General features: G+C 64.6%; 21 protein-coding genes and 1 pseudogene. 9 read left to right on the plus strand and 13 right to left on the minus strand.

What is annotated here, in order from left to right; translation table 11 throughout:
* Window positions 1-2 precede the first annotated feature (2 nt).
* The 5 genes from GGD61_RS03065 to fliL all read right to left on the minus strand — a co-directional run bounded on the left by GGD61_RS03065 (window position 3) and on the right by fliL (window position 3,745).
* Complete coding sequence (locus GGD61_RS03065) at window positions 3-200, minus strand: hypothetical protein (protein ID WP_018321856.1); 198 nt, start codon at window positions 198-200, stop codon at window positions 3-5.
* Window positions 201-802: 602 nt separating this feature from the next.
* Window positions 803-1,567, minus strand: coding sequence for a MotE family protein (locus GGD61_RS03070; protein ID WP_183230112.1), 765 nt, complete (start codon window positions 1,565-1,567; stop codon window positions 803-805).
* Between the two features lie 10 nt (window positions 1,568-1,577).
* Complete coding sequence (locus GGD61_RS03075; RefSeq protein WP_092262721.1) at window positions 1,578-2,015, minus strand: DUF6468 domain-containing protein; 438 nt, start codon at window positions 2,013-2,015, stop codon at window positions 1,578-1,580.
* Window positions 2,012-3,214 carry a flagellar motor switch protein FliM gene (fliM, locus tag GGD61_RS03080; protein WP_018321852.1) on the minus strand — a complete coding sequence of 401 codons (1,203 nt, stop codon included), beginning with the start codon at window positions 3,212-3,214 and terminating at the stop codon, window positions 2,012-2,014. The genes GGD61_RS03075 and fliM overlap by 4 nt, the downstream gene beginning before the upstream one ends.
* Window positions 3,215-3,244: 30 nt before the next feature.
* Window positions 3,245-3,745 (minus strand): flagellar basal body-associated protein FliL, encoded by a 501-nt coding sequence (gene fliL, locus GGD61_RS03085; RefSeq protein ID WP_018321851.1) that lies wholly within the window; start codon window positions 3,743-3,745, stop codon window positions 3,245-3,247.
* Between the two features lie 377 nt (window positions 3,746-4,122).
* Here fliL and flgF point away from each other — a divergent pair, with 377 nt between their 5' ends.
* The 4 genes from flgF to flgH are packed head-to-tail and all read left to right on the plus strand — an operon-like array spanning window position 4,123 to window position 7,610.
* Entirely contained in the window at window positions 4,123-4,887 is a 765-nt protein-coding gene (flgF, locus tag GGD61_RS03090) for a flagellar basal-body rod protein FlgF (protein ID WP_183230114.1), read from the plus strand.
* A 16-nt stretch (window positions 4,888-4,903) separates the two neighbouring features.
* The gene (gene flgG, locus GGD61_RS03095) at window positions 4,904-5,692 is read left to right on the plus strand and encodes a flagellar basal-body rod protein FlgG (protein WP_152102700.1); all 789 of its coding nucleotides are present in this window, start codon (window positions 4,904-4,906) and stop codon (window positions 5,690-5,692) included.
* Between the two features lie 10 nt (window positions 5,693-5,702).
* Entirely contained in the window at window positions 5,703-6,839 is a 1,137-nt protein-coding gene (gene flgA, locus GGD61_RS03100; RefSeq protein ID WP_183230116.1) for a flagellar basal body P-ring formation chaperone FlgA, read from the plus strand.
* Window positions 6,840-6,848: 9 nt separating this feature from the next.
* Window positions 6,849-7,610: a flagellar basal body L-ring protein FlgH gene (flgH, locus tag GGD61_RS03105; RefSeq protein ID WP_018321847.1), complete on the plus strand. Its 762-nt coding sequence runs from the start codon at window positions 6,849-6,851 to the stop codon at window positions 7,608-7,610.
* A gap of 135 nt (window positions 7,611-7,745) precedes the next feature.
* Here flgH and GGD61_RS41580 read toward each other — a convergent pair.
* From GGD61_RS41580 to GGD61_RS03130, 5 genes and pseudogenes are all read right to left on the minus strand, one after another.
* A pseudogene (locus GGD61_RS41580) lies at window positions 7,746-8,911 on the minus strand (PcfJ domain-containing protein).
* A gap of 506 nt (window positions 8,912-9,417) precedes the next feature.
* Window positions 9,418-10,197: a 2-keto-4-pentenoate hydratase gene (locus GGD61_RS03115; RefSeq protein WP_183230118.1), complete on the minus strand. Its 780-nt coding sequence runs from the start codon at window positions 10,195-10,197 to the stop codon at window positions 9,418-9,420.
* A 442-nt stretch (window positions 10,198-10,639) separates the two neighbouring features.
* Entirely contained in the window at window positions 10,640-11,437 is a 798-nt protein-coding gene (locus GGD61_RS03120) for a phytanoyl-CoA dioxygenase family protein (RefSeq protein ID WP_183230119.1), read from the minus strand.
* A gap of 261 nt (window positions 11,438-11,698) precedes the next feature.
* Window positions 11,699-12,064 carry an RNA polymerase-binding protein DksA gene (dksA, locus tag GGD61_RS03125; RefSeq protein ID WP_008554760.1) on the minus strand — a complete coding sequence of 122 codons (366 nt, stop codon included), beginning with the start codon at window positions 12,062-12,064 and terminating at the stop codon, window positions 11,699-11,701.
* Window positions 12,065-12,279: 215 nt separating this feature from the next.
* Complete coding sequence (locus GGD61_RS03130; protein WP_183230121.1) at window positions 12,280-12,891, minus strand: NAD(P)-dependent oxidoreductase; 612 nt, start codon at window positions 12,889-12,891, stop codon at window positions 12,280-12,282.
* Between the two features lie 150 nt (window positions 12,892-13,041).
* On the opposite strand from GGD61_RS03130, the gene GGD61_RS03135 reads away from it, so the two are divergent.
* Window positions 13,042-13,413 carry a helix-turn-helix domain-containing protein gene (locus GGD61_RS03135; protein WP_018321842.1) on the plus strand — a complete coding sequence of 124 codons (372 nt, stop codon included), beginning with the start codon at window positions 13,042-13,044 and terminating at the stop codon, window positions 13,411-13,413.
* Between the two features lie 181 nt (window positions 13,414-13,594).
* On the opposite strand, the gene GGD61_RS03140 is transcribed toward GGD61_RS03135, so the two are convergent.
* Window positions 13,595-14,008, minus strand: a complete 414-nt coding sequence (locus GGD61_RS03140) for a flagellar assembly protein FliX (protein ID WP_018321841.1) — start codon at window positions 14,006-14,008, stop codon at window positions 13,595-13,597.
* Between the two features lie 284 nt (window positions 14,009-14,292).
* Between GGD61_RS03140 and GGD61_RS03145 the strand changes: the two genes are divergently transcribed.
* From GGD61_RS03145 to GGD61_RS03160, 4 genes are all read left to right on the plus strand, one after another.
* Entirely contained in the window at window positions 14,293-15,417 is a 1,125-nt protein-coding gene (locus GGD61_RS03145; protein ID WP_026202627.1) for a flagellar basal body P-ring protein FlgI, read from the plus strand.
* Window positions 15,417-15,785 (plus strand): flagellar assembly peptidoglycan hydrolase FlgJ, encoded by a 369-nt coding sequence (gene flgJ / locus GGD61_RS03150; protein WP_018321839.1) that lies wholly within the window; start codon window positions 15,417-15,419, stop codon window positions 15,783-15,785. Before GGD61_RS03145 ends, flgJ begins: the two co-directional genes overlap by 1 nt.
* Window positions 15,786-15,796: 11 nt before the next feature.
* Window positions 15,797-16,291 carry a hypothetical protein gene (locus GGD61_RS03155; protein ID WP_183230123.1) on the plus strand — a complete coding sequence of 165 codons (495 nt, stop codon included), beginning with the start codon at window positions 15,797-15,799 and terminating at the stop codon, window positions 16,289-16,291.
* A 163-nt stretch (window positions 16,292-16,454) separates the two neighbouring features.
* Window positions 16,455-16,814, plus strand: coding sequence for a hypothetical protein (locus GGD61_RS03160; protein WP_018321837.1), 360 nt, complete (start codon window positions 16,455-16,457; stop codon window positions 16,812-16,814).
* Window positions 16,815-16,884: 70 nt separating this feature from the next.
* Here GGD61_RS03160 and flaF read toward each other — a convergent pair whose 3' ends face one another.
* Both flaF and GGD61_RS03170 read right to left on the minus strand, forming a co-directional pair.
* Complete coding sequence (flaF, locus tag GGD61_RS03165; RefSeq protein WP_008554779.1) at window positions 16,885-17,253, minus strand: flagellar biosynthesis regulator FlaF; 369 nt, start codon at window positions 17,251-17,253, stop codon at window positions 16,885-16,887.
* A gap of 294 nt (window positions 17,254-17,547) precedes the next feature.
* Window positions 17,548-19,836 carry a DUF1522 domain-containing protein gene (locus tag GGD61_RS03170; RefSeq protein ID WP_183230125.1) on the minus strand — a complete coding sequence of 763 codons (2,289 nt, stop codon included), beginning with the start codon at window positions 19,834-19,836 and terminating at the stop codon, window positions 17,548-17,550.
* Between the last annotated feature and the right edge of the window lie 207 nt (window positions 19,837-20,043).

Genomic DNA, 20,043 nt, shown 5'->3' on the forward strand with positions numbered 1-20,043 from the left:
CTTCAATGTTGCTTGCCGGCGCCTTCCGGTGCCGAGGAGCTGTCTTCGTCGAGAGAAGATTCATCATCGTTGCCGTCGTCGCCTTCTGGCGGCTCTGCATGCTGATGGCTGAGGGCGGATGTCCACGCCGATGTCATCGCCGCGATGAGCAGCCGGTTGAGGGCCTCGATGACGCGTTCTGCTGCGGACGAGTAGTTCATGGCCTCCTCCTGCGCTGCCGATTGCGACTAGCCAAGCGTAGGACCGGGCCTTGAACGCCACTGTACGCCACTTCACACCCGCGCGCGTCAACTCATCGCAGTCTCAGAAGATGCCGCCAGCTTCGACTGCATCCGCCACGGGAGCTTGATCTGCCGCATTGAGGAGTTGCTGAGCGCGCCCACTCACAACCTTCGGGGCGTTGCAGTTCGCGCGCGACTCTGACTCAGATGTGACCTCGGCGATGCGAATCGCATTGGTTAGCTTTGGGGGTAATCAATGAGCGGAGAAGCCGGTTGCATTGTGTGTAGCAGGGCAAGAGCGGTCGTAGCGATCGTTCCGATCGCCAGAGGATATGCCCTGAAAATATACGAGTGCTCCTGTTGCCATAGCACCCTGCAGCTCGTGACTCGCGTCACGAAGGCAGCGCTGATCAAGCAGCAGGCCGATACTCTTCCTCAGGTGGAGAAGCAGTTGCGCCCGCCTGTTCGCAGGGTGCAACAGGTCTTCGCGAGCTAGACCCCGCAAGGCCTCTCGCGGGGCGCCAGTCGAACGACCACGCGACAACGCGCCGGGTCGCGAAAGCGCGCTTCGCCTCGCGCCCTCAATTCGGCTTTTGCGTCGGCTTGCCGTCGATCTTGGGCAGCTCGCCGGCCGAGGCCGACTGATCGCCGCCGCCATTGGCACGGCGGGCCATCTCGACCGTCAGTTTCTCGGCGGCCTCCGGCGACATCAGTCCCATGATGTCCGACATCTTTCGCGGCGCGATCGCCGAGGCGATCTCGATCAGCACGCCCATCTCGAGCCGGTCGAACACCCGTGCGGCGTCCTTGGGCTTCATGCCCTCATACATGGTCACGAGGCCCTTCATGCGCTGGGCTTCGGCGGCCTTCTGCTCGGCCTGCGTCGCGGAGATGCGGGTTTCCACCGCCTTCATCTCCTCGACCTTGCCTTCGATGCGCTTCTCGGCCGACTTCAACAGGCTCTCGCGGATGTCGATCTCGCGCTGGCGGGCCTCGATCTCCTGGCGGCGCGCCTGCAACCGCTCGAGGATCGCGCGCTCGGAGGCCGAGACCTGCGGCTGGGCTTCGTCGACCTTGACCACGGTGCCTTCCGGCTTGGTCTCGGGCGCGGCGGGCTTGGGCGCCTCCTTCGGCGCGCCATGGGTCGAGCCGGTGATGATCTCCGGCTCCTCGCGGCCGGTCGGGAAGTTCAGATTCTCCTGCGCCCAGGATTTCTTGGCCTGGTTCGGCTTGTAGTCGAACACATAGCCGCCATTGATCACGAGGCCCGCCACCTTCAGCGTGGCGAGGCCTGCGACGGCAACCAGGACGACCGGGATGACGCGGATGTTACGAAAGGACTTCATACCCCTGACTTCATGCGGCAAGGCCATTGGATCGTCGGCGCTCGGAGAAGGCTTCGGCCGCAGCCGCCACCGCCTTCGCCGTCGACGGCTTGGCTGCGGGCGCAGCGACCGTTTCCGGAGGGCGCGCCGCGATCGCGATCTTGGACAGCCGCCGCACCACGTTGTCGGCCTCGCCGAGCTGCTTGTAGAGCTGGTCCGACATCTGCGTCGCCGCGGCGAGCTGGCTGCCGAGGTTCTCGTTGACGTCGCGCACCGCCAGCTTCAGCCCGCCGATCGCGCGCTCGGCGATCTCGGTCGCGGTGATCAGCTCGCCGATCACCGCCTTCAGCGAGTGCTCGTCCGCCTTCAGCCGCGTCAGCCGCTTGTTGAGCATGACGCAATAAACGATCGTCAGCATCAGCAGGATAGCCACCAGCGTCTCGATCGCCATTCCCAGGGAGTGGTTCATGGGGCCTCCATCATCTTGTTCTGCTCGTCCACCTTCTCGAACATCGCAAGTGTCGTACTTGGCTTGCGCAAGGGTTTCGTCACGCGGATGGCGACGCGGTCGCCGACCCGGCCCATCCGCCCCTCGGTCAGCGTGACGTCGCCGCAGCGCACGGTGACGTTGGCGTCGGCGCGCATGTCCAGCGGCAGGGTGTCGCCGACCTTGAGCCGCATCAGCTGCTTGAGCGGAATGTCGGCCTCGTAGAGCACGGCATCGACGGCGATCTCGGCCTGCACGATCTCGGTGGCGAAATGGCCTTCCCAGACCGGGTCGCGGCCGAACTTTTCGCCCATGAACATCTGGAGCAGGACGCCCCGGATCGGCTCGATGGTGGCATAAGGCAGCAGCAGCTCGATGTTGCCGCCGCGGTCCTCCATGTCGATGCGCAGGCGCACCAGGATCGCGGCATTGGCGGGCCGGCTGATCGCGGCGAAACGCGGGTTGGTCTCGAGCCGATCGATCGTGAAGGTCACCGGCGACAGCGGCCGGAACGCCTGCTCGGCGTCGGCCAGCACCACCTCGACCAGCCGCTTGACCAGCTCGGTCTCGATCGTGGTGTAGGGCCGGCCCTCGATGCGGAGCTGGCTGGTGCCGCGGCGACCGCCGAGCAGCACGTCGATCATCGAATAGATCAGGTTGGAATCGACCGTCGCCATGCCGAAGTTTTCCCACTCCTCGGCCTTGAAGACGGTGAGGACGGCGGGCAGCGGGATCGAGTTCATGTAGTCGCCGAAGCGCACCGAGGTGATGCGGTCGAGCGAGACCTCGACGTTATCGGAGGTGAAATTGCGCAGGGACGTCGTCATCAGCCGCACCAGGCGGTCGAAGACGATTTCGAGCATCGGCAGACGCTCGTAGGAGACCATCGCCGAATCGATGATCGCGCGGATGCCGGAATGGTCGTCGAGGGTGACGTCGCCGACGGTGAAGCCGAGGAGATTGTCGATCTCCTCCTGCGACAGCACGCGCTCGCCGGAATTCTTGCCGCTGCCGAGATCGCGGCTGCCGTCCTCGACCATGGCCGCCCATTGCAGGGCCATGGTCTCCGACAGCTCGTTCTCGGCCGCAGCCTTCGCGGCCTCGGCGGGATCCTCGGAATCGAGCGACGCCTCCCATTGGGCGGCAATCGCATCCTGGTCCATTTGCTCGTTGCCGGCCATGACGCTAGCCCATCACCTTCCGCAGCGTCCTCACTGGATCACGACTTCCTTGAACAGCACCGCGCTGACCTGGACCGGAGCGACCGCCGCGTTGACGCGCTTGGTCAGCTCCTCCTTGAGGCGGAAGATGCCGGCGGAACCGTTGAGGTCGGAGGGCCGCAGCTCGCGCACATAGGTCTGGAAGATGTCGGTGACGCGCGGCATCGTCGGCTTGATCGCCTCGATCTGCTTTTCTTCCTTCAGCTCCAGCACGATCTTCAGCCGCAGATATTGCACGCGCTCGCCGGGCGCACCGGCCAGGTTGACCATGATGTCGGGGACGTCGACGAAGGACGGCGGCTTCGGCGGAGGCGCGGCCTCGGCATGATGCTCGTCGTCGCCGTGCCGGAAGAAGAAGAACCAGGTCGCAGCACCGCCGCCGAGAACGGCGAGCAGCCCCACGGCCATGATGATGAGCTTGAGCTTGTTCTTCGGCGGAGCGGCTTCCGCGCCTTCGGCAGCTGCGCCGCCTTCCGCTTCATTCTCTGCCATGGTCGCCGCGCCCGGATCTCTCAAAGGGGTCGAAAGAGCGAAGCCTTAAGACAAGGACGCGATACAAATGCCCCGGCGCAATGCGCTCCTCTTCATGGCAAACGCTACGGTAATAATGGTTAACGGAATCTTTCAATTGGGCCTCCACTAGGAAAAATCTGCCGGGCAGACATGGCTAACAGAACCTTTCTGCCGCCCTCCTGCGCCCCTTCGAAATCAGCAAGCCACTGAAATTACGAAGTTTTCCAGGTTGGCACGGCTTTCGCTGAGAAAGGGCCGAGACCCGACGGTTTGGGAGAACCCGACGGTCTCGTTCACGGGGTCCGCCAAGGCGCTTGGGAGAGCGAAATGGCAGATCCGCTCAGGGGAGATTTCCGATGCAGAACGCGCTTCTGATCGGCTTGTCACGGCAGATGACGTTGGAACGGCAGATGGATGTCATCGCCAACAACGTCGCCAATGCCAACACCAACGGCTTCAAGGCCGACCATTCGCTGTTCGAGGAGTACCTCAACTCGAACGCGCGTGAGGACAATTTCATCGGCGCGGACCGCCGTGTCTCCTATGTGCAGGACCGCGGCACCTATCGCGACATCGGCCAGGGGCCGATGGAGCCGACCAACAACCCGCTCGACATGGCGATCGACGGCAACGCCTATTTCGCGGTGCAGGCCAATGGCGGCGAGCTGTTCACCCGCGACGGCAAGTTCTCGCTCAACTCGACTGGCCAGCTCGTCACCCCCGACGGCAATCTGGTGCTCGGCACCGGCGGCCCGATCACCTTCCAGCCGACCGATCACGACATCAACGTCGCGCCCGACGGCACCATCACGGTGCTCGAGGGCACCGCCAAGACCGACTCGATCCGCGGCAAGATCCGCATGGCCTCGTTCGACGATCCGACCAAGCTGACCAAGCTCGGCGCCAATCTCTATTCGGCCGGCTCCGCCACCCTGCAGCCCGACGCCAAATCCAGCAGCGTGCGCCAGGGCTATGTCGAGAAGTCGAACGTGAATTCGGTCGGCGAGATGACCCGCATGGTCGAAGTCATGCGCAGCTACACCGCCATCGCCAATCTGCTCCAGCAGCAGAGCGACCTCCACAAATCGGCGATCGAGAAGCTCGCCGACGTTCCGGCCTGATTGAGGGAGAACTGACATGCAGGCGCTTCACACCGCAGCGACCGGAATGGCGGCACAGGAACTCAACGTTCAGGTGATCTCCAACAACATCGCCAACCTGCGCACCACCGGCTTCAAGAAGCAGACCGCGGCGTTCCAGGACCTGATCTACGAGCACGTCCGCCGCGTCGGCGCGCAGGCCTCGGACCAGGGCACCATCCTGCCCGTCGGCGTCGACATCGGCGGCGGCGTCAAGACCGTCGGCACGCCGCGCAGCATGACGCAGGGCACGCTGTCGCAGACCGGCAACGATCTCGACCTCGCGATGTCCGGCGAGGGCTTCTTCAAGATCCTGATGCCCGACGGCACCTACCAGTACACCCGCGACGGCACCTTCCAGATGGACAATCAGGGCCGCGTCGTCACCGCCCAGGGCAACCCGGTGCAGCCGAGCATCACGATCCCGCAAAACGCCTCCGGCATCAGCGTGAGCGAGCAGGGCCAGGTCTCGGTGACGCTGCCGGGCTCGTCGACTTCTACGATCGTCGGCCAGATCGGCGTGACCCGCTTCATCAACAAGGCGGGCCTGCAGCCGGTCGGCAGCAACCAGTTCACCGAGACCCCGTCGTCCGGCCCGCCGCAGGACGGCACCGCGAACTCCGAGGGCTACGGCAAGATCACCCAGGGCAGCCTCGAGCAGGCCAATGTCGACGTCGTCTCGGAGATGAGCGACCTGATCGCCGCCCAGCGCGCCTACGAGATGAACGCCAAGGTGATCAGCGCCGCCGACCAAATGATGCAATCGACCACGGCGCTGTTCCGCTGAGGCAATGACGATGATCCGCACCACCCTCGCCACCATCTCCGCCCTGCTCGCGCTGGCCCTGCCGGCAGCGGCCGCGGACGACTTCATCGCCTCGCCGACGCTGCGCGCGAGCGTCACCGTGACCTCGGACGTGGTGCGGGTCGGCGATCTCATCGACAATGCCGGTTCGGCCGCGCTGATCCCGGTCTACCGCTCGCCCGATCTCGGCACCACCGGCACGTTGACGGTCGCGCAAGTGCTGTCGGTGCTCCGCGCAAAACAGGTGATCGGCGTGATGACCGGCGACCTCAAGGAGGTCCAGGTCACCCGCCTTGCCCGCACGCTGGCGAACAAGGATCTCGAAACCGCCGTCGCCTCGGCGCTCGAGCGCCGCTTCGGCCTCGGGGACGCCGCCAACATCACCGTCACCTTCGACCGCGGCGTCGCCGAGATGCGGCTGGATGCCTCCAACTCCGGCGCGCTGCAGCCGGTCGCAACCCGCTACGACGCCCGCAGCGGCCGGTTCGACATCGCCTTCGAGATTGCCAACGACAGCAATCCGGCCGCGACCAAGCTGCGCTTCACCGGGACCGCGATCGAGACGGTGGAAGTGGCCGTGCTGACGCGCGACATCGAGCGTCTCGATCTCCTGAAGTCCTCCGACGTCACGCTGGAACGCCGGCCGAAAGCCGAGGTCACCGGCGAGCCCGCCTCGCGCGACCGCAGCATCGGCATGCAGCTGCGCCGGCCGATGCGCGCGGGCACCCCGCTCCGTGCCGCCGACATCGTCAAGCCCGACTTCGTGGTGCGCGATCAGAACGTCACCATCATCTACCAGGTGCCCGGCCTCTATCTCACCTCGCGCGGCAAGGCGATCGAGAGCGGCGCCGAGGGCGACACCGTCAGCGTGCTCAATGTGCAATCCAAGCGGACGCTGACCGGCGTCGTCACCGGCCGCGGCCAGGTGACGATCCAGGGCGCGAGCCAGTCGGCACCGATGGCGCCCGCGGTCGAGCAGACTTCCTCGCTCAAGCGCGATGAGGCGCCCGCCCCTGCGGCTGCGGCAGCAGCCCTCGCCCGGAGCCTGATCGAGGCGCCGGCGTCGCCGGCCCAGATCGCACAAGCCCAGATCCCGCAAGCTCGCGTCTCGCAAGCTCAAGCCAAGTAAGAGTTCGTCATGTCCGCTTTCAGTTCGGCTTACCGTCTTCGTCGCATCGCGATCTCTGCGCTGCTGCTGGCCAGTTGCGCGCTGGGCGGCTGCTCCTCGATCGACCGCCTGTCGCAGATCGGCGAGCAGCCGAAATTGTCCGCGATCGACAATCCGACGGCGCAGCCGGGCTACAAGCCGGTGCAGATGCCGATGCCGAAGCCGGAAGTCGCCTCCTACAATCCGAACTCGCTGTGGCGCAACGGCAGCCGCGCCTTCTTCAAGGACCAGCGCGCCCGCCAGGTCGGCGACCTCCTCACGGTGACCGTCAACTTCACCGACAAGGCCAACATCGCCAACGAGACCCAGCGCAGCCGCACCAACTCGGAAAACTCTCAGGTCACCGACTTCCTCGGCGCGAAGACGATCACGCAGGCCAACAAGATCCTGCCCGGCAGCCTCCTCACCGCCGGCTCCACCGCCTCCAGCGACGGCAAGGGCTCGGTCAACCGCACGGAAGCCTTGCAGACCAACGTCGCCGCGGTCGTCACCCAGGTGCTGCCGAACGGCAACCTCGTGGTCGAGGGCAAGCAGGAAATTCGTGTCAATTACGAGATCCGCGAGCTCGTGGTCGCCGGCATCGTCCGCCCCGAAGACATCCAGAGCGACAACACCATCGATTCCAGCAAGATCGCGCAGGCCCGCATCGCCTATGGCGGCCGCGGCCAGATCACGGACGTGCAGCAGCCGCGCTACGGCCAGCAGGTGATGGACGTGCTGCTGCCCTTCTAAGTCTCTTCAAGAGCTCCCACATCGTGTTCGCGAACTTAAGGCGCGAACGACGATGTACGACGCGGCCCTCGCTAGCTCCCCTGGCGAGGGCCGCATGTATTTTGCCTGCGCCGCGGAAAGCGGCGCAGGCAACTCTCACAGCAGCATGATCCCGCGTGCTTGCGCCCACCGCTCCAGGATCTTGCTCTCCTCCGCGAGCGGCGGACGGTTTGCAAACCCGCGAACCTGAACCGCCCGGGAACGGGAATCCAGCTCGATGGTCAGCAGCCGCTGGACGTCGCCCGAGGCACGGCGACGGAGCGACCAGATCGACGCCTGCCCGGCAATGCACTTTGTCGCGTAAGAGGCGACGCAGTGGCGCATACCCCGCGTCTCGGCCACGAGATCGGCTGCGGTCCGCAACTGGACCACAACATACTCTTCACGCTTGGCCCGGTCCTTGGACGACTTGGTCCATGACCAGTCCGCGATCGCTGCACCGAGCCAACGGTCCTCGATCTGCTCGGGGCTTGCTGCCAGCCCACGCGCACGGTTTCGCGCAGCCTCGGCGCGACGGCGTGCGGCCTCGATACGAGCGATCGCATCGAGATCGCGATGCCATTCGCGCATCTGCCGACCAAGCGAGATCAGTGACGCCCCTTGAGGGTGTACTCCGGATCACGCCGGTGGCAATCGGCGAGGTAATCGTGGAAGTCATCCATGTCCTCGACCGTGGTGGGATGCGCGCAGAAGAAGCGCACCACCTCGCGCCAGAAGCGATGCTGAGCGCGCGGCGTCTGCGTGATCCTGGTGCGTGCGATCCGCATCGCAATGGCGGGATCGTTCGCATAGGATCGCGCGATCGCCTGCCAGATCGCAGCCTCGAAGCCAACGCTCCCCAACGGATTGAGGAACGCATGGACCTCCTTGCGAGACAGCCATTCGGCCGCACCGGCAGTGTAGAGCGAACCGCCGCCGGCCACCGCGATATACCAGCGCTTGCGCAAATGAATCTCGCCGGCGCCCAGTCCCGCGCCGTCGATCCAGATCTGCTCCAGATGTTCTGCGACAGGATAGCGCGCGAAGAGATAACGAGCCGCGGCAAGACGAAGACGCGCGGCATCGCGAGTCTTCATCCGCGGCTTCCAGGCCTCGGCATCGCGCACGATGTCGGCCTCGAAGCCACGCTTGGCCTCGTAGATCGCGGTCTCGAAATCCGGTGGAGGACGCGTCCGCTGCGACACATGCCGCAGCGACAGCTCGTAGGCTTCAACCCGCGCGCGCTCGGCCTCCCGCCGGCGCTGAATCAATGAATGTGCCATTGTCGTTCAACATGATTGGATGACTGTCAGCCGGACGCAGTGAGAGCGTCGGCACGGAACGTGTCGATCGCCACAGACTGTTCACGGCTGGTCTCCTCATTGTTGAACGCGCAGGTTGAATGGGACGGGGCTCATAGACCCGATCGCCGGCGGGCGCAAGATGTCTCTGTCGGATGGAGTCAGAAACTGCACATCACGAGAGAGGCTCGCGGCATTTTGGCAACGCTGTCGCCGCATGCGGTCCTTGCGAGCGGCTTGTCCGCCGAAGCTCAAAGAGCGAAGGCGGAAGCGAAGCAATCCAGAATTGCTCCGGCGAGGGGTTCTGGATTGCTTCGCTTCGCTCGCAATGACGTGGATGAGGGTACAGCATTCAAGCCACCCCTCTGTCATCGTCCGCGAAGGTGGACGATCCAGTACTCCGAGATATTCGTGATTGTACTGGTGCAGCGCGGCGTACTGGATTCCCCGCCTTCGCGGGGAATGACTGCGGGGACTACCGGTGCCCCTCAGGTAAACTTCACGTCCACCGCTCCCAGCCCGTCCAGTTCCATCCGCACCTTGTCGCCGGCCTTCAGCCACAGCGTCTTGACCAGGCTGCCCGTCAGCACGAGCTGTCCCGCGTGAAGACCCTTGCCCTCAGCGGCGAGATGGTTGGCGAGCCAGGCGAGCGCGTTGTGGGGATGGCCGAGCACGTCGGCGCCGGTACCGTGGCTGACCTCCTCGCCGTTGAGGATGGCGCGGCCCTTGACCGCCTTCAGGTCCGGCACCGACGAGCGCGGAACCGACCGACCCAGCACGCAGCCGGCGGCGAAGAAATCGTCGGCGATCAGCGTCGGGGCGCCCATCGCCTCCCACTTCACGTAGCGGTCATCGACGATCTCGATGGCGGGATGATAGGCCTCGACCGCCTCGCCGACCCATTCGGCCGTGAACGGCGCCTCGCCGGCGGCAAGGTCGCGCTTCAGCCGCACCGCAATCTCGCATTCGACCCCGACTCGGACATAGTTGGAGGCGGCGAGCTTGGCGCCGGTGTCGTGCACGCCCTTCTGGAACACGCCGCCGCCGCAGGGATGCGGGATGCCGATGTAGTCCTGCATCACCTGGCTGGTGCAGCCGATCTTGTAGCCGACCAGCGGCCCGAGATGCGGCAGCAGCAGATCGTGCACCGCACGCTGGACCTGGTAGCCCTCGGCTTCATCCATGGGGGGACGTTCCAGGGCCGCGAGCGGCGCATGATTGCGACGCGCCAGCGCGATCGCCTTTGCGGCTTCGAGAATCTTATCCATCGGCGCCGCCTCCCACGCTACGCAACATTGCCGCTCAGTTCAGCATCCCCGTCCGCGCCTGACAAGCGCTGGTCGGCGCTCGGCCGGGCCGAATACGGGGCGCTCCCGCCGCTTAAGGAAATATTGAGCTGGTCCGGTCTTTATGGAGCCACGCGGCCGGGCCCGCCCGCCCCGCGCGGAACGAGACCCTGATTGCAGCGATGCGTGAAGCCGCTGCGCCGCCGTCTCAAGATGCCGGTCGATCTCCTTGATGCGACTCGCAAAACTTCCCGCACCTGAAGTGAAGGCTTTTTCTCATGCGAACTCACGTGAGCATGCAGGATTCGACTCTAGCCCATTGATCGCGATTCATTTTTCGCGATCCCGGAAATTGGCGTCGGACGACGGCGGCGTTGTGGCGCAGGAACCCGCCACAACGCCGCGTGCAATGCCATCGCTTCCGTCAAATGCGTCCAAGCGCGAGGCGGATGGCCACCTCGACCGGCGAGTAGTCGCCCTCGCTCCGCTCCAGCCGGTACGGTTCGGCGAGATGCAGCGGTGGTTGCGCCAGGAAGCGCGGTCGCGTTCCCCGATGCTTCTGCGCGGCATGAACCAGGAAGGGATGACAGAGATAGACCGTGCCGGCCGCACCGGTCGCGAGCGCCACCGGACAATCGGCCCCCATCTGCTCCAGCATCATGTGCGCCCGCCCCGCATCGCCGGCTGGCGCCAGGTAGCGCGCCATCGGCAAATGCGAGCCGACCCGGATCCGCGTCGGCGCATCGTCGTCACCGACATCGGAGAACAGGAACAGCAGCAGCAGCGCCCGCCCCCGCGAGGTGATGTTGACGCGCCAGGCCGAGAAATCCTGCTCGTTCGGGTTGCTGGCCTCGCCGGGAAAGCTGAGATCGACATGCCAGCCGTCGTCGCCCGGATCGTCCGGGTGTGGAAAACGCACCGGAAAAGTGCCGACGTCGCGTCGCGGCCGCCACCGCCCCTGCCCGACGATCTGGTCGAAGGCGGCATGGAGCACGGCGGTGTTGATGGCATCCCGGAACGGCGGGCCGCCATAATAGGGCAGCCGCACCACGGGCCGGGTCCAACTCGCGGGGTCGTGCTCGCTGCATGGCAGATCGCGCCGGATGATGACGCGGGCGGCCTCGGCGAGCTCACTTGGGAAAGCATTGTCGATCCGGACAAAGCCGTCACGGATGAATTGGGCTATTTGCGCGTCGTCCAACGCGCGCGGATTGGCAGTCATGATGATCTCTCAATTGCTCGCCAGCCCTCATCGTCCGCTCGCTGCGGAACCGGCTGGCTCAATCGGTTGGGAAGCCGCAAGTCGAACTCGCGGGACGCAATGCCTCCGCGACGGAGGCGCCTGCGCTCAGCCCAGGAAGAAGACCGATGCGATGTTGAGAGTGCAAATCATCATGACGGCGCGAATCTACGCGCCGGACCACCGGCGTTCAAGCGACGCCGTGAGCCAAAAACAAAAGAGCCGCACGCGGCGGCTCGGGCTCTATTCGTCGCGATAGACCTTCTCGCGCTTCTCGTGGCGCTCCTGCGCCTCCACCGAGAGCGTCGCGATGGGCCGGGCCTCGAGCCGCTTCAACGAGATCGGCTCGCCGGTGTCCTCGCAATAGCCGTAGGTGTTGTCCTCGATACGCTGGAGCGCGGCGTCGATCTTGGCGATCAGCTTGCGCTGGCGGTCGCGGGCACGGAGCTCGATGGCACGGTCGGTTTCGGACGATGCCCGATCGGCGAGATCGGGGTGGTTCACGTTCTCCTCCTGCAGGGCTTGCAGGGTGAGCTTGGACTCTTTGAGGATCTCATCCTTCCAGGCGAGGAGCTTCAAACGGAAGTACTCCTTCTGCCGGTCGTTCATGAAAGGCTCTTTTTCGGTCGGTCGGTAGTTTTTCAACTTTTCCAAGGGCGGCCTATCTGTCTAATCAACGACTCGCAACGGAAACAGGGTCCGTTGAGCCGGGCCTTATATAGTGGCCTCCTGTGACAGACAATATTTCCCTGAAGCCCCGGCTGGCGCCCCCAAGCCCTTGCACAGGAAGGTTTATCCTGGAGGGCCCGGGGACCGCCGAAAGCCTAGTAACCGACCGTGAAACGCTGCCGCGGATGGGCTGGCCGCTCGATCTCATCGGCGAGCGCAATGGCGTAGTCGGCGAAGGTGATCCAGCTTTTTCCGTTCGCATCTGCGAGAAGCTGATCGGTGCCGAGGCGGAACTTGGCCGTGCGTTCCCCTTCGACGAACAGGGCCGACGGCGAAATGAAGGTCCAGTTCAAATCCTTTTCCTGTCGCAAGAGGTCGAGGAAGGTCGAGCCTGCCTCCGCTTCCGCCTTATATTGGGCCGGGAAATTGGGAGTCGTGACCAGTTTCACGCCCGGCGCGACCTCGAGGCTGCCGGCGCCGCCGACGACGAGGTAACGACCAACCCCGGCGTCCTTCGCCGCATCGATCAACTTCCGCGCGTCGCTGGCCAGGAAGTGCACGGAACTCACGGCGACGTCGTGCCCAGCCCACAGCTTGGCAAGACCCGCCTGGTCGAGCACGTCCCCCTTGGTCGGCGTGACGTTCGGCAGGGCCGCGATCTTCTCGGGGTTCCGGGCGATGGCCGTGACCGCATGGCCGCGTCGCGACAGTTCCTTGGTGATTTCCGACCCGGCCCGACCCGAGGCGCCGGCAACTGCGATTTTCATGGAAGGCTCCTTTGCTTCTATGGTAACTAGCAGTGACTAGATATCGCAAAGAATGCTGGTGTTAAGAGAGCACTTTGTGCTTACCTGATTACGCAAGGGTAACCGCCAACGCGTGGCGCAAGCGACGAACATGGATTCCGAGGACCGACGATGAAACCCGACGTCTATGCAGCGAACTGCCCCACGCGCCAGATCCTTGATCGCATCGGCGACAAATGGGCGGTGCTGATCCTGCTGCTGCTGCGCGAGGAGCCGATGCGCTTCAATCATTTGCGCCGCACGATCGAAGGCATTTCGCAAAAGATGCTGAGCCAGGTTCTCAAATCGCTCGAACGCGACGGGCTGATCAAGCGCCATGCCATCGCGACCGTGCCGGTCACGGTGGAATATTCGATCACGCAGCTCGGGCTGACGCTCGCCGGCGCAGTCGATCCGCTGCGCGATTGGGCCGAGCAGAATCTGAAAGACGTTCTCGCCGCCCAGCGCCGCTACGACGCGCAGCAGAAGGAGGAAGCGGCGTAAGGGGTGCGGCGAAGATGCAATAGCAGTCCCGTCATCCTGAGGCGCGAGGCATGGGACGCAACGCGTCCCATGGGGAGCCTCGAAGGATGCACGGCCGAGATGCTTCAGCGGGGCCGTCGCCCTTCGAGGCTTGCCCTGCAATTGCATTGCAGGGCGCGGACCTCAGGGTGACGGATGACGATTAAGCCCGTCCGGCCTTGGCGAGTTCAACCTCGACGCGCAGCTCGATCTCGGAGAGCACCGCATCGAGACCGGGATCGCCCGAGGACGATTTCAGGTTCGCCGCAGCATCGCGCAAGCGCATCACGGTCGAGGCGTCGAGATTACCGGCCAATAGCCCCATCTTGAGATCGTCGAGCACGTCGAGCGCCGTCCTGCCGCGGGTGACCGAGCGCTTGCGGCGCTCGACCGGATCCTCCTCGACGCCTTGCAGCGCGAGCAGCCCGTCGATGTTGGTGGCGGCCTTCGGTGCGGCAGCGCTCCGGGTCTCCTGCGCCGACGAGGTGTCGGGCAACACGAAGGTGCCGGAGCCGGTCCGCCTGGCCTGGTTGGCCGGCGTTCCAAGCGTCGTGCCGTTCGGTCCGTAGATGCGCATCGGAGGGAATCCGGGTGATCGATGCGGTCACCTTCGCCGTCTTATGGTTAACGGCGCGTAAACGGCCCGGCAAAATCTGCCGACGGGCGGCAGTTTCGCTCCTCAGGGACAACGCCGGCTGACACCGGTCGAAACAGATTTATTCAACCTATTCAGCGGCCTATCCCCGCCGCCCCGGGTTGGCACAGCCCTCGCAAGGACAGCGCCGGACCAGCTCGTCATGGGAGTGTCGTGCAGGTCCTTCCGATTTGAGGAGCCCTTTGAGGATCCTTGGGGAGCAGAGGATGCCAAGCGTTCGTTGGGTGAGGATTGTTGGGGTGGCCTGCGCGGCGCTGTCGGCGTTGGTGCTGTCGCTCGCGCCGGCGGCTGCGACCTCGCGCATCAAGGACCTCGCCAATATCGAAGGCGTGCGGCAGAACCAGCTCATCGGTTACGGTCTTGTCGTCGGCCTTAACGGCACCGGCGACACGCTCAACAACATCCCCTTCACCAAGCAATCGCTGCAGGCGATGCTCGAGCGCATGGGCGTCAACATCCGCGGCGCCACCATCCGTACCGGCAACGTCGCCGCCGTGATGGTCACAGGCAACCTGCCGGCCTTCGCCACACAAGGCACCCGCATGGACGTCACCGTCTCCGCGCTCGGCGATGCCAAGAACCTCCAGGGCGGCACCCTGCTCGTCACCCCCCTGTTAGGTGCCGACGGCAATGTCTACGCGGTGGCGCAGGGCTCGCTCGCGATCTCCGGATTCCAGGCCGAGGGCGAGGCGGCCAAGATCGTGCGCGGCGTTCCGACCGTGGGACGCATCGCCAACGGCGCCATCATCGAGCGCGAGATCGAGTTCGCGCTCAATCGGCTGCCGAACGTGCGCCTGGCGCTGCGCAACGCCGACTTCACCACGGCCAAACGGATCGCGGCCGCGGTCAACGACTATCTCGGCGTCAAGACCGCCGAACCGATCGATCCCTCCACGGTCCAGCTTTCGGTCCCGCCCGAGTTCAAGGGCAACGTCGTCGCCTTTCTCACCGAGATCGAGCAACTCCAGGTCGACCCGGATCTTGCCGCCAAGATCATCATCGACGAACGCAGCGGCATCATCGTGATGGGGCGCGACGTCCGCGTCGCCACCGTCGCGGTGGCGCAGGGCAACCTCACCGTCACCATCTCCGAGAGCCCACAGGTGAGTCAGCCCAACCCACTGTCGCGCGGCCGCACGGTGGTCGCGCCGCGCAGCAGCGTCACCGTCACCGAGGACGGCAAGAAGCTGGCCGTCGTCAAGGACGGCGTCTCGCTGCAGCAGCTCGTCGACGGCCTCAACGGTCTCGGCATCGGTCCGCGCGACATGATCAGCATCCTCCAGGCAATCAAGGCCGCCGGTGCGATCGAAGCCGACATCGAGGTGATGTGATGCAGGCGAGCACGATCAGCACACCGCGCCTCGCCACCTCCTCGGCTTTCTCGGTCGAGAGCCGCAACGGCCGGCCCGATTTCGAGCTCGCCGCCGCCCTACAAAAGGTCTCGCCGAAGCAGCAGGCCAGGGCGCAGAAGACCGCCACCGACTTCGAGGCGATGTTCCTCAACAGCATGTTCTCGCAGATGACATCGGGCCTGAAAGGCGAAGGCCCGTTCGGCGACACGCCCGGCACCGGCGTGTGGCGCTCGATGCTGACCGAGCAATATTCCAAGAACTTCGCCAAGGCCGGCGGCGTCGGCATCGCCACCGAAGTCTACCGCACCCTCATCATGCAGCAGGCGAAAACGATCCGCACGGCATAAGGTCAAACGAGATGAACCATTTCAACGCCTCACGTCAGCCGATGCAACAGCGCCCGAACACCGCGCCCGGCAGCGCCGAGGCGCGCAAGCTCGCCGAAGATCTGATGGACGCGATGAGCGCGCTGCTCGGACTGATCGAGCGCGAGACCGAGCTCGTTCGCGCCGGCAAGGTCCGCGAGGCGATGACGCTTGAGAGCAAGAAGCAGGAGCTGTCGCGAAACTATGTCGGCGCCATCAGCCAGTTAAAGGCGAACCAGGCGCAGCTTGCGAAATCGGCGCCGGAGCTGCTCTCGACGCTGCACCGCCACCACGATGCGTTCCGCGCGATGCTCCAGGTCAATCTCACCGTGCTCGCGACCGCGCACGCGGTCTCCGAAAGCGTCGTGCGCGGCGTCAATGCCGAGCTCCAGAAGCGCAACGTGCCGAACACCTATACGGCCGCTGGTCGCCGCGCAGCTCCAGGTCCGCGCCACATCACGCCGTTGGCGGTCAGCCGCTCGCTCTGAGCTGAGCGCCACAAGAACAAGCGACAATTTTACGAAAAACCGCGCGGCGAAATCGTCGCGCGGTTAGTCACGTTTCCTTACCGGGTCTTCAGTCCTGGTGTTCCATGGTTGCGTTATTAGAGGGGTTGGGATTTGACTCACATTAGGCAACCAGGAGGCTGCCATGAGTACAGATTTCAGCATCAGGCCGGTGGGGATCCCGGCCCCCGTGCAGATCGTCACGACGTCCAATGCGGCGGCGAACGAGGCTGTGCAGACTGATCTTCCGGTGCGCCAGACGGTCGCCGCGGCGGATACGGGCGCGCCCGTGCGCAACGATCTGCCGAACCACGAGAACGTCTCGCGCCAGGTCGTGTTCGACCAGGCGGCCGCATCCTTCGTCTTCCAGGTCGTCAACGAGAGGACCGACGCGGTGGTCAACCAGTTCCCCGACGAAGCGATGCTGCGCCGGCGGGCCTATTTCCATGCAATGGATATGAAGTCCGAGCCCTCGCGTCCACTCAGCACCGACGTCAGCGCCTGACGATCGCGTATTGAGCTGGCCGAGGCAATCGCTGGCAAATGCTCGCGATGCCGACCATCACGTGTCCTCGTCACGGCCGTCCGGACAGGCCCGCCGCGATATTGCGGTTGATCTCGATCAGCGGACGGAAGTGATCGAACTGCGGGCTCATCTGCAGCGCGGCGGTCTGGCTCAGCACGAACACGCTGATGTTGGCGATCTTCTGCCGGACGTCGATCGGCTGCGGATTGTTGTCGCGCATCGCCTCGCTCAGGAAGATGGTCCAGAGCTTGCGGTTGAACATCAGGGCCTGCATGGTCTGCTCGCTGAGCGGATCGGCGTTGTTCACCGCATCCTGGAGCTTGTTCGCGGCCTTGAGCAGGGTCTGCGCCTCGATGTCGCGAGGAGATGCGGTGGTTGTTGCAACACGCGCATAAGCCGAGGCAGCGGAATTCGACATCAATCACACCCTGGAGGTTACCTAGCGCGTTGGACGCGCTTAAGGATTTCTTTCCCAACCCTAGGCAGCACCGCTTAAGATTTGCTTACGTGTTGTGCTTGGAAGCCCTCCGGATAATTACGGGTCACGGAGCTCTTCGTCGGCGCAACGCTAGATCCACGCACGCACGATGTAAATTCGCTTCGCGTGATGCGTGTCGATCTCAGCTAATCTTGTCTTAGCGATCTCCCTCAAAAGAACGGCGGAGCGTTAGCCCCGCCGCGATATATCGTGTGGCGATCTTGCGCCTCGAAATTAGCGGAGCAGCTGCAACACGCTCTGCTGCGACTGGTTGGCCAGCGACAGTGCGGACACCGCGATCGACTGGCGGGTCGACAGCGCCTGGCTGTTGGCCGCTTCCTCGTTGGTATCGGCGAGCGTCAGGTTGGACGAGCCGGTCTGCAGCACGTTGATCAGGTTCTTGGAGAAGTCCTGGCGCACCTGCACGATCGAGAGGTTCGAACCGAGCGAGGAGCCTTCCGAGCGCAGTCTGCTCGAGGCGGCATTCAGGCTGGCCAGCACCTTGTTGGTGGCGCCGTTGTCGATGAAGTCCGTGCCGGGAACGAGATTGCTGAGGCCGAGGCCGGCCGCGTTGAACACGACGCCGTTAATGCCGAGCGTGGAGCTGCCGGTTTCGTTGAAAACCAGCTTCAGCGTGTCGCCGTTGAGCAGGTTGATGCCGTTGAAGGACGAGTCCTGCGACGTCGTATCGATCTGCGCCAGGATGTTGTTGAACTGGCTGACCAGGCTCGAACGCGCCGTCTGCGCGACGGGATCCTGAACCGGCGGCTGTGCAGTGGTAAAGGCGAGCACGCCGGTGAGCGTACCACCGACCGCGCCGCCCGCCGCCGTCGAACCAAGGGTCGAGGAGGCGTATTCGTTGACGGTGGTGACCGTCAGCACGCCGTTGGCGTCGATCGTCGCCGTCAGGTGGTTGGCCTGAAGCTGCACATTGAGCTGATCGAGCGTCTTGACGGTGCCGTTGGTGCCGTCGCCGAAGGTGACGTTCACCGGCGTACCGCCGTTGAAGGAGGAGAAGGTCAGGGTCTTGCCGCTGACACCGCCAACACCGGAGGTTCGCGCCGCGGTAAAGGCGGTCGCCGTTCCCGTGTTGCCGCTGAGGCCGAACGCGCTGAGGGCGTTGCCGGTGCCGGTGATCGAAAGATCGGAGTTGATGCCGGTGGAGAGCGCAAGCTGACCGCTGCTGTTGACGGACGACGGGATCTGGCCCGCAGTGGTCGACAGGGTCGCCGCGCCGTTAAAGAGGCTCGCGGTCTTGACGCCGGTGGCAAGGTCGACCGCGTTGAGCAGGTCGGTCAACGTCGCGCTCTGGATATAGACCGTCGAGTTGCCGTTGCCGTCGGTGACGATGTTGCCGCTGACGCCACCCGACGTGACGCTCGCCGCCGATTGCGGCGTCTGCGCGTTCTTGAACGTGATGGTGTGGCCGTCGATGTTCAGCGTCGAGCCGTCCTGAACGAGAGAGCCGAGCGAGCCGGCGGTTGTCGACCGGTTCGCGGTCACGCTTGCATTGCCTGCGCCGGTCGCCGCGGTCAGACCGAGCTTGTTGAGGAAGTCGGCCTTGCCCGTCACGCTCAGATCGGCGCCGGTCGAGCTCTTCACCGTGACCTGGCCGCCGGTGATGGACGATGCGACTTGAAGCGTGCCGACGGGACCCGCCGAACCGCTGACCGCGATGGTCGCCGCACCCGCACTGATTGTAGCGGTCTTGACGCCGCTGGCGAGGTCGATCGCGGTGAGGACGTCGTTGATGGTCGCCGCGGGCGCCGCCGCCGTTCCCTCATAGACGATCGAATTGCCGTTGCCGTCAGTGGCGATGTGCCCGCTGGCGTCGAGGCCCCAGCCGGTCGGCTGCGTGGCCGGAGCGACGCCGGTGCGGAAAGTGATGGACTTGCCGTTCACCGTGATGGTGTCGCCATCCGCGGGCGCGGCGCCGAAGGTGGTGGAAGCGGTGGTGCCGACCAGCGTGGCGGTGCCACTGAGCACGGTGGTGCCGTCGGCCGCGGTCGCCGCAAATCCGACCAATGTGCCGGCGCTCGAGCCCAGCGAGGCGCCAAGTGCGGCGGTTCCGGTGACCGGGGTCGTGCCACCGGCAGCACCGGTATAGAGCACGTTGCTCTTGGCGGTCGCGCTTGCATAGGAGGTCGTCCCGCGCAAGTCGGCCGGCGTCGCACCGGGAATGGTGGTGGAGACGTTGGACTTGGTGGAGTAGCCGACCGTGGTCTGCAGCGCCTGGTTCGCGATCGATTTCGCGCTGTCGATCAGCTTCTGCAGCGAGGTGATGCCGGTGTTGGCGGCTTGCAGCACCTGGACACCATTATTGATGCCATCGAGCAGGTTGCTGATGTCGCTCGCCCGGTTGTCCAACCCCTGCGCCGTGAAGAAGTTGGTGGGATTGTCGAGCGCGGTATTGACCTTCTTGCCGGTCGACAGCCGCTCCTGCGTCGTGGCCAGCAAGTCGGCCGTCGACTGCAGCGACAACAGGTTCTGGCGAACGGACGCCGAGAGAACGATGTTGGACATTGGCGAGTCTTCCTCTTGAACCGGATACGAATCGGCCGCGCGGTCTCGAAAGCGGGCTTTTGTCCAGTTTTAGGAGGTGTCCTTTAAAGTATGGTTAACGCCGGTTTAATCGATAGGGTTAACCGCCGGTGAACGCCCCTGCCCGCCGCCGGACGCAAAAAAGAGCGGCGGGGCAAATGACCCCGCCGCCCGATTTTATTTAGTAAT

The sequence above is a fragment of the Bradyrhizobium sp. SBR1B genome, from assembly GCF_014198205.1.
Taxonomy (GTDB): Bacteria; Pseudomonadota; Alphaproteobacteria; order Rhizobiales; family Xanthobacteraceae; genus Bradyrhizobium.

Bases quoted from the DNA above. Each gene is read 5' to 3' on its own strand.
- fliM (WP_018321852.1), bottom strand. From the start codon at position 3,214: ATGGCCGGCAACGAGCAAATGGACCAGGATGCGATTGCCGCCCAATGG.
- GGD61_RS03160 (WP_018321837.1), top strand. From the start codon at position 16,455: ATGAGTACAGATTTCAGCATCAGGCCGGTGGGGATCCCGGCCCCCGTG.
- flgG (WP_152102700.1), top strand. From the start codon at position 4,904: ATGCAGGCGCTTCACACCGCAGCGACCGGAATGGCGGCACAGGAACTC.
- GGD61_RS03115 (WP_183230118.1), bottom strand. From the start codon at position 10,197: ATGGATAAGATTCTCGAAGCCGCAAAGGCGATCGCGCTGGCGCGTCGC.
- GGD61_RS03075 (WP_092262721.1), bottom strand. From the start codon at position 2,015: ATGAACCACTCCCTGGGAATGGCGATCGAGACGCTGGTGGCTATCCTG.
- GGD61_RS03135 (WP_018321842.1), top strand. From the start codon at position 13,042: ATGAAACCCGACGTCTATGCAGCGAACTGCCCCACGCGCCAGATCCTT.
- fliL (WP_018321851.1), bottom strand. From the start codon at position 3,745: ATGGCAGAGAATGAAGCGGAAGGCGGCGCAGCTGCCGAAGGCGCGGAA.
- GGD61_RS03145 (WP_026202627.1), top strand. From the start codon at position 14,293: ATGCCAAGCGTTCGTTGGGTGAGGATTGTTGGGGTGGCCTGCGCGGCG.
- GGD61_RS03140 (WP_018321841.1), bottom strand. From the start codon at position 14,008: ATGCGCATCTACGGACCGAACGGCACGACGCTTGGAACGCCGGCCAAC.
- flaF (WP_008554779.1), bottom strand. From the start codon at position 17,253: ATGTCGAATTCCGCTGCCTCGGCTTATGCGCGTGTTGCAACAACCACC.
- GGD61_RS03120 (WP_183230119.1), bottom strand. From the start codon at position 11,437: ATGACTGCCAATCCGCGCGCGTTGGACGACGCGCAAATAGCCCAATTC.
- GGD61_RS03070 (WP_183230112.1), bottom strand. From the start codon at position 1,567: ATGAAGTCCTTTCGTAACATCCGCGTCATCCCGGTCGTCCTGGTTGCC.
- flgA (WP_183230116.1), top strand. From the start codon at position 5,703: ATGATCCGCACCACCCTCGCCACCATCTCCGCCCTGCTCGCGCTGGCC.
- dksA (WP_008554760.1), bottom strand. From the start codon at position 12,064: ATGAACGACCGGCAGAAGGAGTACTTCCGTTTGAAGCTCCTCGCCTGG.
- GGD61_RS03065 (WP_018321856.1), bottom strand. From the start codon at position 200: ATGAACTACTCGTCCGCAGCAGAACGCGTCATCGAGGCCCTCAACCGG.
- flgJ (WP_018321839.1), top strand. From the start codon at position 15,417: ATGCAGGCGAGCACGATCAGCACACCGCGCCTCGCCACCTCCTCGGCT.
- flgH (WP_018321847.1), top strand. From the start codon at position 6,849: ATGTCCGCTTTCAGTTCGGCTTACCGTCTTCGTCGCATCGCGATCTCT.
- GGD61_RS03170 (WP_183230125.1), bottom strand. From the start codon at position 19,836: ATGTCCAACATCGTTCTCTCGGCGTCCGTTCGCCAGAACCTGTTGTCG.
- GGD61_RS03155 (WP_183230123.1), top strand. From the start codon at position 15,797: ATGAACCATTTCAACGCCTCACGTCAGCCGATGCAACAGCGCCCGAAC.
- flgF (WP_183230114.1), top strand. From the start codon at position 4,123: ATGCAGAACGCGCTTCTGATCGGCTTGTCACGGCAGATGACGTTGGAA.
- GGD61_RS03130 (WP_183230121.1), bottom strand. From the start codon at position 12,891: ATGAAAATCGCAGTTGCCGGCGCCTCGGGTCGGGCCGGGTCGGAAATC.